The following is a 10,198-nucleotide window of genomic DNA, read 5'->3' as shown; positions in this document are numbered from 1 at the left end:
GTCTGCGACCGCTTTAATCGTCATGTCTTTTCCACCCATATAGGCAGGCTTATCCACGCATAGGCGACGGCTAATCCCAAATAGCTTTTTCGAGCCGACGCGACATTGAACATGGAATTCACATCTATAGGTTCCGATTCAATATTTGAGTGATGTCCATCATAGTGCTCCAACACGATTTTATTGTTTTGAATGACTATGAGTGCGGAGGCACTACTTTGATTTAGCTCTTTGATTTCACTGACATACGAAACGAATTGTGAGTATGCTGAATTCATTTAAACGTTCTCCTTTCAAAAGCACTTACATCATATTCTGCATGTAGCTGTCACTTCCTTTCTGTCATGATAAACATCTTTGACATCGAGCTGTGCAAGCGATATTAGTTATGCCAATGGTCTTACATAGAATAGATGGGATACATCCAACGAAAAAAGGGCGATTGCCCCGACATAAATCGATTCAAGCACCCTTTATCTGTTTAAGCTCAGATGAAGAGGAGGTTTTTAAATCCCTTCGCATCTTCTCGGCGTTATTTTGTATCGAGTTGTAGCGATTGGACGTTCGTCCGTTCTAAAAAGGCGTTTGAAATCATGATCAATCCTGTGACGATGAACAGTGCGGAAAATCCGAAGTGTGCCACGATTTGGGATCCAAATAGCGGTCCGAGTAGATTTCCCATGAACTGAGCGGACTGATTATAGGAAAAGATCCTTCCGGTTGCAGCGGTTGGTGTATGCTGTCGCAGCAATGACTGAACGGATGGCATCAACGCAGCGGTCGCAAATCCAATCCCGAAGCGTAACAGAATGAGTTGGGTCGTCGAGGTGACGAATGCTTGCGGGATTAAGAATAAACTGTAGAGTAGCAGTGCCCAAAATAAGATCCGTTCTGCCCCGTATCGGTCCGATAATCGTCCGAGACGCTGCGCCGAAAAGAGAGCGGCGAGCCCGGGGGCAGATGCGACAATCCCTGCCATGAAGGCAAGTGCGGTCGTATGCGGATTTAATTCACGTACATATAACGTCAAGAGTGGTCCGATTGATTGTGTTGAGAACTGGATGAGGAACGTTGTCACAAACAACCCGACAATCAATTGCGGATGCCGCAATGAGGCGAAAATGGACTTCATTGAAGCGAGTTCTTCCCGTTTCACTGGGACAAAGTCTTCTTTTACGAACCAGAGCGTGATTAGGAATGTTAGGAAGAGTGCACTTCCGGTAAAGAGAAAAACGGATCGAAGCCCAATCCAGTCTGCAAGCAGTCCGCCGATGAGCGGACCGAGTAGACCACCGGTGATTCCACCGGTCGACAAGGTACCGAGCGCCCAGCCACTTTTCTCTTTTGGGGTTTGGGAAGCGACTAAGGTGATACCGGCTGAGATAAATCCAGAAACGGCACCCATGAGTAAACGCAACCCGACCAGTTGATACACGTCTTGCACAAAACTAATGAGAAACATCACGATGGCCATTCCGAGGCTTGCTCGGATAAGCATCAACTTTCTCCCTTTTTGGTCAGCCAGACGTCCCCACATCGGGGAGACGATGGCGGCCACGAGGAACGTCGCCCCGAACGCGATCGCCGACCACGTGACGACGTGGTCAGGGTCCTTTACCCCGAGTTGTTCAATAAACAACGGCAGGAAGGGGAGGACGAGACTCATTGAAGCGGCGGTCAAGAAGCTACCGATCCAAACAACTATTAAATTTCGTTTCCATAAAGGCATCGTAAGCGTCACGACCTTTCTTATTCATTTGTAGTCAATACACTACATATTACACTTTATGAACTAAAAAGTCCAAAAAATGAGAAGGGAAGTCCCTTCTCATTGATTGCTCAGTACAGTGATGTGGTTCACTTGGCGGATGATCTGATCTTCATATAATACATAGACCGGTCCGTCAGCGAGTACTTTCCCGTCTTTTGAAAATTGTAAGTAAACGCGCGATGCTTCGCTAAGCGACAGCGTCAACACCGTTTCGCCGTAAAAACGGACATGCGTGGCCAAATCAACAGGTTCGGCATTGTTCAAAAATGGCGAGAGCGGCATCGCGAACGAATCGCGCAAAGCTGCGTCCTTATCTTGACGAGACATCGGCTTATTGTGGTCGATTCTTGTTCCTTGCGATAGACCATCGTCCCATGCTTTCCCCATTTTCGCATAGTAGGCCTCACGGTCACTCTCTGTCACCGAGTCCAATTCTTCAATCTTTCGTTTGCGGTCGTCAAAAATCCATACGGTCGGATCGATCGTCAAACTGTGACGAACCGCTCCGTCTAGTGGAAAAATCATGCTTACATCCCCCTTTATACACATTACACGTTTCATTATAGCGCTCTTTCTCTTAAAATGGAAAAGAGGAAGAATGTCGCAATCATCCATACTGTACATTGAATTATGATGAAAGATAATGTACAGTTGAGTTATGACAAACAGTCTGTCATCGTACGGAGGAGGGGTCGTAGTGGCGACAAATTTGGCTGCAATCCAACGGGAGCAAGCGCTTCAGTTACTCGAGGCGGATGCTGAAAAAATCCGTTGTCTGATTGAAGTGCAGTTAGAAAACCTAAAAATGCCGAAGTGCCCGCTTTATGAAGAGGTGCTTGATACACATATGTTTGGACTATCGCGCCAAATTGATTTTGCGGTTCGTCTTGGACTCATTTCAGACATTGAAGGTAAAGGACTGCTCGATTCATTGGAACAAAAGTTGTCTGCTTTGGCAGAAGCTTCAGAATTATGAACCTTATACTCAAACTGTGCAAGTGGCGCTGTTTGAGTATTTTTTTATAAAGGTTGTCGGATTGTTTTACATAAGGAAGTGAATACATGAAAACACGGTTTCGGTATTTTGATTTTGCGTTGTTTTTGTCAGTGCTCTTACTCGTCGGGATCAGTTCGATCATGATTTACAGTGCGAGCGTTTGGAATCGTGGGGACTATGCGAATAGTAGCTTATTCTATCGCCAGCTCGTCTACGTAGGAATCGGGATCTTTGTTTACTTGATTGCGACGTTGTTCCGCTATGAGATGTTTCGGAAGAAAGGCATTCGACTCAGTCTCTATGCGGTCTCGGTCATCTTACTATTTGTCACCTGGGCGATGCCACCATTGAATGGTGCACGGGCTTGGCTCATCATCGGCGGATTTACCATTCAACCTGTCGAGATTGCCAAATTCGTTCTCATCATACTGCTTGCGAACTATTACCACGAGCTATGGAATAATGAGTTAAAAGGACTACCGGGTCGTCTCGCTCGGGCTGCCATTGTGAAAAAAGGATGGCGCGCTCAAATCGGAGCCTTCTTCTTAGTACCGGTTCTTTTTTACTTCTCGTTCTACGCCATCGCCATCAATGGACAACCGGACATGGGGGGATTATTCGTCCTCGGTTCCATCATGCTTCTCATGTGGTTCGGAGTCGGGGCACCCCTTCGAATTTTGATTCCAGGGATTTTAGCCGGGGTTGGTGCTGTGTTCTTATTGTTCACGACAATCTTCTCCGAGAATCAACGAAGCCGGATTGAGGTCGTGTTCAACCCGTTCATGGACCCGGAAGGTTACGGTCATCAGTTGCTCATGTCGATCATCTCGATCGTACATGGTGGATTGACCGGCGTCGGACTCGGGAACAGTTTTCAAAAGTATGGATATTTACCAGAACCTGAAACCGACTATATCATGTCGATCATTGCTGAAGAGTTAGGGTTCTTCGGTGTGCTGACGGTTTTGGTACTGCTCTTCTTTATCGCGTTTCGCGCGATTCATATTGCCAATCATGCGGATAGTCATTTTGCGATGTTCGTCTCGTTTGGGATTGCATCACAAATCATCATTCAAACAGCCATCAATATCGGTGCGATGTCTGGTTGGTTCCCAGGGACAGGAGTGACCTTGCCGCTGGTCAGTTATGGGGGAACATCGCTGATCATGATGATGGGTGTTCTCGGGGTACTTAGTAGTATCTCGATGCGTAACCGTCATCGAGAAGCGACACGACGAGAAGAAATTCGGGTGAAGTCCGAAGAGAACGTTCAACGTTCATCGCTTCATGTGGTTAGGTAAGAAACATTTAAAATTTATTAACGGGGGGATTTCATTTGAAACCAATTAAAAAGTTACTTGTTGCAAACCGTGGGGAGATTGCCATTCGCGTATTTCGAGCGGCAACTGAGTTAGGCATTCGGACTGTAGCCGTCTATTCACAAGAGGATAGCGGTTCGTTACATCGCTTTAAAGCCGATGAAGCTTACTTGGTAGGACTCGATAAGAAGCCGATTGATGCGTATCTCGATATCGAAGGTGTAATTCGCATCGCCAAGGAGTCAGGCAGTGACGCGATTCACCCGGGATATGGTTTCCTTTCAGAAAACATTGACCTCGCTCGACGTTGCCGTGAAGAGGGCATCATCTTTGTCGGTCCACACGAGTCGCACTTGCATGCGTTCGGGGACAAAGTGCGGGCGCGTCAGAGTGCGATTGCTGCAGGTCTTCCTGTCATCCCAGGCTCGAACGGCCCACTCACATCGTATGAAGATGCTGAAGCGTTTGCGAACGAGCATGGCTTCCCACTCATGGTCAAAGCATCGATGGGCGGCGGAGGACGCGGGATGCGTGTCATCCGTACAGAAGCGGAAATGAAAGATTTGATTGAACGTGCAAAATCGGAAGCGAAACAAGCATTTGGTTCTGATGAAGTGTACATAGAAAAATTAGTCGAACGTCCGAAGCACATCGAGGTCCAAATTCTCGGAGATGAGCACGGTCACATCGTTCACTTGTTCGAGCGTGACTGTTCGGTGCAGCGCCGACATCAAAAGGTCGTCGAAGTGGCACCGTGTGTGACATTGTCTGAAGAATCACGTCAAGCGATTTGTGATGCAGCGGTCCAACTCATGCGTCACGTCGGATACGTCAACGCCGGTACGGTCGAATTTTTAGTGACGGAAGATGAATCATTCTACTTCATCGAAGTAAACCCACGCGTCCAAGTTGAGCATACGATCACGGAGATGGTCACAGGGTTTGATATTGTCCAAACGCAATTGATGATCGCACAAGGAGAGTCGCTTCACGGTGATCTGATTCAAATGCCGAAGCAAGAGGACATTAAACTTCTAGGTTATGCGATTCAATCACGTGTCACGTCAGAAGACCCAGGGAACAACTTCATGCCGGATACAGGGAAAATCATGGCATACCGTTCTCCAGGCGGCTTTGGCGTCCGTCTTGACGGCGGAAACGCGTACGTCGGTGCAGAAATTTCACCGTACTACGACTCGCTTCTCGTAAAACTGTCGACACACGGCATGACATTCGAACAAGCCGCTTCGAAAATGGTCCGAAACTTGAACGAGTTCCGGATTCGTGGAATCAAGACGAACATCCCGTTCTTGATTAACGTCATGAAACATCCGAACTTCATCAATGGGGACTACAACACGTCATTCATCGATGAGACGCCAGAACTGTTCGTCTTCCCGAAACGAAAAGACCGTGGGACGAAGTTGTTGAACTATATCGGCGATGTGACAGTGAACGGATTCCCAGGAGTCGGTCTGAAAGACAAACCGATCAGCCGCTCGGTACGTATCCCACAAGACCTACCGACAGAAGCAAAACCGGGAACGAAACAAATCTTGACGGAACTCGGTCCAGACGGCCTGGCTGACTGGATCAAGCGTCAACCGGAACTGTTATTGACGGATACGACGATGCGAGATGCGCACCAGTCATTGCTCGCGACGCGCATGCGGACGCAAGACATTCTCAATATCGCAGAGCCGACAAGCAAGTTGATGCCAGAATTGTTCTCAGTCGAAGCATGGGGTGGGGCGACGTTCGATGTTGCCTACCGCTTCTTGTCTGAAGACCCATGGGTACGTCTCATGAAACTTCGTGAGAAGATGCCGAACGTCTTGATTCAAATGTTGCTTCGCGGTGCGAACGCGGTCGGCTATAAAAACTATGCGGACAACGTCATTGAGAAGTTTGTGCATGAAGCAGCGTATGCAGGAGTCGACGTATTCCGAATCTTCGATAGTCTTAACAACTTAGAGTCGATTCAATTGGCAATCGATGCAACGCTACCGACAGGGAAAGTAGCGGAGGCGGCGATTTGTTATACAGGTGACTTGTATGACGGCAACCGTCCGAAATACCATCTTCCGTACTACATTGACCTTGCGAAAAAACTTGAGGCGAGTGGTGCCCATATTCTAGCCATTAAAGATATGGCCGGGTTATTGAAACCGGAATCAGCCTATGCGCTCGTGTCAGCATTGAAAGATGCGGTCGATTTACCGATTCACTTGCATACACACGATGCTTCAGGTAACGGAATCTTCACTTACGCACGTGCGACGGATGCTGGTGTCGATATCGTCGACGTTGCCGCAAGTTCGATGTCAGGAATGACGTCGCAACCTTCAGGTGGAAGTTTAGTCTACGCGCTCAACCACCACGAACGTCAACCGAAGATTGATCCGAAACAATACGAAGTGATCAGTGATTACTGGCAAGACGTGCGCCATAACTACGAACCGTTCGAAAGTGATATGCGCGCACCACATCCGTCTGTATACGAACACGAGATGCCAGGTGGTCAATATTCGAACCTTCAGCAACAAGCGAAAGCAGTCGGGCTTGGAGACCGTTGGGGTGAAGTGAAGGCAATGTATGCCCGTGTCAACATGTTGTTCGGCGATATCGTCAAGGTTACCCCTTCTTCAAAAGTCGTCGGTGACATGGCGCTCTTCATGGTGCAGCACAACTTGACAGAAGAGGATGTGATGACGCGTGGCCATCAACTCGACTTCCCAGACTCGGTCGTCGAGATGATGCGCGGCGAGTTAGGTACACCTCCTGGCGGTTTCCCGAAAGATGTCCAACAAGTCATCTTAAAAGGGGAGGAGCCGCTGAACGTTCGTCCTGGTAAACTGATCAAGCCATATGACTTTGAATCAGCACGCCAAGAGTTGTTCGAGAAGTTTGAACGACCGGTCACAGACTTTGAGCTTCTTGCCCACGCGCTCTATCCAAAAGTATACGAAGACTATGTTAAACATACGACGACGTACGGTGACGTATCTGTCCTCGACACGTTGACGTTCTTCTACGGATTAAACGTCGGTGAGACGATTCAAGTGGAGATCGAGACAGGGAAGACGTTGATCATCAAGCTCGTACAAGTGAGTGCGGCAAACGAAGATGGCATTCGTCTCGTCTCTTATGAGATGAACGGCGTACCGCGTGAGATTGAGATTAAAGACGTGAACGTCAAATCCGCGACAACAAGCCGTCCGAAAGTGGACCGTTCGAACCCGAAACAAGTCGGTGCCTCGATGCCAGGCTCTGTTTTGAAAGTGTTGGTCGAACCAGGAAGTCGTGTTCATCGTGGAGAGCAGCTACTCGTCACGGAAGCGATGAAGATGGAAACGACGATTCAGGCAGCACAAGATGGCGAGATCAAAGCCATCCATATTAAAGAAGGCGACACAATACAAAGTGACGACTTGTTGATTGAATTTGTATAATCAAAAGAAGCATAGTTCGCTATGCTTCTTTTTTGTAGATGGGAGTGGGAATGATGAAACGAGTATGTTGGTTTCGATCGGATTTTAGATTGACCGATAATCATATGCTTCACCGGGCGCTGAACGATATGGAAGAGGGGGATGACCTCGCTTTCGTCTTTTGGCTAAACCCGAAATATTGTGACCCGTTCGAAGTCCGTCACGATTATTTCTTCTCGACGATGCGAACGTTTATGGATGATTTGGAAACAAAAGGGTTGGGGCTTCGAGTGCTCGTCGCGGAAACGGAGAAGGATTTCGTGGAACAGCTCGGGGAGATAGATGCTCTATATTTCAATGCGGAGTATGTAGAACCGTTCAAACAGCGAGACGACCGTGTCATCGAGGCACTTGGTGAAGACGTGAAAGTCGTACGACTCCTTGACCGGCATCTGTTTCATCCCGATGCGTTCAGTACGAAGAGTGGAGACCCGTATAAAGTGTTCACCCCGTTCAAAAAAGCGGCTTATGCTGAGCAACCGCCGAAACCGTACGATGTCGATATCAATCGGTTAACGGATTTCATCAGCTCGAAAAACGAGCAGCCGAGTGAACTGAAAGACTTGTTCAAACGCTGTGAGCGAGAGTGGAAAGGGCTAGGGGAGACCGAGGCGAAGAAGCGGTTGACGCGCTTCGTCAATGATCGGATGGTCGATTATGATGAAAAACGTGACATCCCGAGCATTGCCGGGACGAGCCGGTTATCCCCATACTTACGGACCGGTGTATTATCGATTCGTACGATTACCGAGCAGGTGCTGGCCGCCAGAAAATCTAAAGGACGCGACACGTATTACGACGAACTGTTGTGGCGCGAATTTTATTATATGGTGATGGCGAAGTTCAAAGGATTGAAAGATCAACCGTTCAATGACAAATACAAATCGCTCGAATGGGAAGACAATGAGGAGCAGTTCGAAAAGTGGTGTAACGGGGAGACGGGTTATCCGATTGTCGATGCAGCGATGCGTCAATTGAATGAGACCGGATGGATGCACAACCGCCTACGCATGATTGTCGCATCTTTCTTGACGAAACACCTTCTTCTTGATTGGCGGAAAGGGGAACGGTATTTTGAACGAAAGTTGATTGATTACGAGGCCTCTTCGAATATCGGGGGTTGGCAATGGGCCGCCTCGGTCGGGACGGACGCGGTTCCGTATTTCCGAATCTTCAATCCGACGACGCAATCTGAACGGTTCGACCCAGATGGGACGTTCATCCGGAAGTATGTGCCTGAGCTGAAACATGTGACAGACAAATCGATTCATTTTCCGGACCCGTCAGAGCGAGACAATTATGCGATGCCGCTCGTCGATCATAAAGAAGCGCGAGAGCGTGCCCTCGAACGATTTAAGGAATTGTAAACAAAAAAGCGCCTCGGCGCTTTTTTACTTACTTATCCGTTCATGTCTTTTAATTGTGAAACACTTTGTCGGTCCGTCGAACGGTACGCGTGGTAAGCGAGATAGGACAGGATGCCGAAGTAACAAGTGATCAAGAATGCATGGAGGAGCGGCACATATGTGGCATGCCCGCCGAGTACGATCCATGCGCCAGTCCCGACTTGAAGAAGAATGAAGAAAAGGGACGCCATCATGCCGCGTTCGATTAATCGATTCATCTCTTTTCGAGCAAGATAGAGGACATACAACGTGTACAAGACAAGTAGTCCAGCCATCACACGGTGACCCATTTGAACATAAGACTCAAACGTCCACACTTCTTGTTCACAAATCGGCCAACCGACACAAGCGTATGTAGCACCGAGGTGACGGACATAGGCTCCTGTGTACACGACGATCATCGTGTAAATCGAAAGACCGTAAAGGTGGGCTCTCAACCGTTTAGATACGACTTTATGCTCTCGGTCACCTTCGAATAACAGAATCGTCAAAATGAGTAGCGATGCGAACGAGACGAGAGAAATCCCGAAGTGAAGGGCCAAGATGGCATCTGATTGTTGCCAAATAACCGCCCCTGCTCCGATGATCGATTGGATGAGCATAAAGATAAATGCAAGAAACGCAAAGATTTTTACATCGACACGATGTTTGACCGCGATGAACGTCCAAATGGCGAGTGCGATGATCAAGAGACCTTCGATTCCCGAGACGACGCGGTGACTGTACTCGATCATCGTCTCAACACTTGGATTGGTCGGAATCAACTTACCGTGACAGAGTGGCCAGTCTGTTCCACAACCATCCCCTGAGTCTGTCTTCGTCACGGTTCCACCCATGATGAGGACAAGCATCATTCCGAGGGTGACAAACCCTGAGAAAAACGCGAGTTTTTTATGCATGCAATACCACCTGCTTCTAATCAAAATCCGTTAAAAATGTACCTTGTTTATTTATATTTTTTTCGCCATACTTATTATACGGCTTTCCGTTCAAAAAACGAAATGGAAAAGCTTGCAATCGTTATCAAAAACGTTATTCTAATATTAGTAAGGCACATAAGGTGTGACAAATATCACACTATTGACACAAAAAACTCGCTATTTTACAAGCATAAAGGGCGTATTTTATAAAAAAATATGGTATCTTTGTAGAGAGTTAAGTGTATTTTGTTCATATTGTGTTTTTTCTGTGAAGAGAATGCGAGGATTTCGTGA

At 47.7% G+C, this 10,198-nt stretch carries 7 protein-coding genes and 1 pseudogene; 4 read left to right on the top strand and 4 right to left on the bottom strand.

All coding sequences use genetic code 11. The features are described 5' to 3' along the window. Positions 1-56 precede the first annotated feature (56 nt). From ON063_RS01970 to ON063_RS01960, 3 genes and pseudogenes are all read right to left on the bottom strand, one after another. Positions 57-278, bottom strand: a pseudogene (locus ON063_RS01970) (penicillin-binding protein); the annotation flags it as partial. A 254-nt stretch (positions 279-532) separates the two neighbouring features. Then, positions 533-1,729, bottom strand: coding sequence for a multidrug efflux MFS transporter (locus ON063_RS01965; RefSeq protein ID WP_274664049.1), 1,197 nt, complete (start codon positions 1,727-1,729; stop codon positions 533-535). A 99-nt stretch (positions 1,730-1,828) separates the two neighbouring features. After that, the gene (locus ON063_RS01960) at positions 1,829-2,296 is read right to left on the bottom strand and encodes a hypothetical protein (protein ID WP_274664048.1); all 468 of its coding nucleotides are present in this window, start codon (positions 2,294-2,296) and stop codon (positions 1,829-1,831) included. A 172-nt stretch (positions 2,297-2,468) separates the two neighbouring features. On the opposite strand from ON063_RS01960, the gene ON063_RS01955 reads away from it, so the two are divergent. The 4 genes from ON063_RS01955 to ON063_RS01940 all read left to right on the top strand — a co-directional run bounded on the left by ON063_RS01955 (position 2,469) and on the right by ON063_RS01940 (position 8,945). After that, positions 2,469-2,747, top strand: a complete 279-nt coding sequence (locus ON063_RS01955) for a YlaN family protein (RefSeq protein ID WP_015881276.1) — start codon at positions 2,469-2,471, stop codon at positions 2,745-2,747. A gap of 86 nt (positions 2,748-2,833) precedes the next feature. Further along, a complete protein-coding gene (locus tag ON063_RS01950) occupies positions 2,834-4,069 on the top strand; it encodes an FtsW/RodA/SpoVE family cell cycle protein (protein ID WP_214750052.1) in 1,236 nt (411 codons plus the stop codon). Positions 4,070-4,104: 35 nt separating this feature from the next. Continuing rightward, a complete protein-coding gene (locus ON063_RS01945; protein ID WP_274664047.1) occupies positions 4,105-7,539 on the top strand; it encodes a pyruvate carboxylase in 3,435 nt (1,144 codons plus the stop codon). A gap of 53 nt (positions 7,540-7,592) precedes the next feature. After that, positions 7,593-8,945 carry a cryptochrome/photolyase family protein gene (locus tag ON063_RS01940; protein WP_274664046.1) on the top strand — a complete coding sequence of 451 codons (1,353 nt, stop codon included), beginning with the start codon at positions 7,593-7,595 and terminating at the stop codon, positions 8,943-8,945. Between the two features lie 32 nt (positions 8,946-8,977). Here the strand turns inward: ON063_RS01940 and ON063_RS01935 are convergent, their stop codons facing one another. Further along, a complete protein-coding gene (locus tag ON063_RS01935; RefSeq protein ID WP_274664045.1) occupies positions 8,978-9,883 on the bottom strand; it encodes a COX15/CtaA family protein in 906 nt (301 codons plus the stop codon). Positions 9,884-10,198: the final 315 nt, after the last annotated feature.

This window comes from Exiguobacterium sp. B2(2022) (assembly GCF_028823655.1).
Classification (GTDB): Bacteria; Bacillota; Bacilli; order Exiguobacteriales; family Exiguobacteriaceae; genus Exiguobacterium; species Exiguobacterium aestuarii_A.
Note: the sequence above shows the minus strand (reverse complement) of the source record. Positions and strands in the feature narration are given on the sequence as shown.

Bases quoted from the DNA above. Each gene is read 5' to 3' on its own strand.
- ON063_RS01965 (WP_274664049.1), bottom strand. From the start codon at position 1,729: ATGCCTTTATGGAAACGAAATTTAATAGTTGTTTGGATCGGTAGCTTC.
- ON063_RS01960 (WP_274664048.1), bottom strand. From the start codon at position 2,296: ATGATTTTTCCACTAGACGGAGCGGTTCGTCACAGTTTGACGATCGAT.
- ON063_RS01950 (WP_214750052.1), top strand. From the start codon at position 2,834: ATGAAAACACGGTTTCGGTATTTTGATTTTGCGTTGTTTTTGTCAGTG.
- ON063_RS01940 (WP_274664046.1), top strand. From the start codon at position 7,593: ATGAAACGAGTATGTTGGTTTCGATCGGATTTTAGATTGACCGATAAT.
- ON063_RS01935 (WP_274664045.1), bottom strand. From the start codon at position 9,883: ATGCATAAAAAACTCGCGTTTTTCTCAGGGTTTGTCACCCTCGGAATG.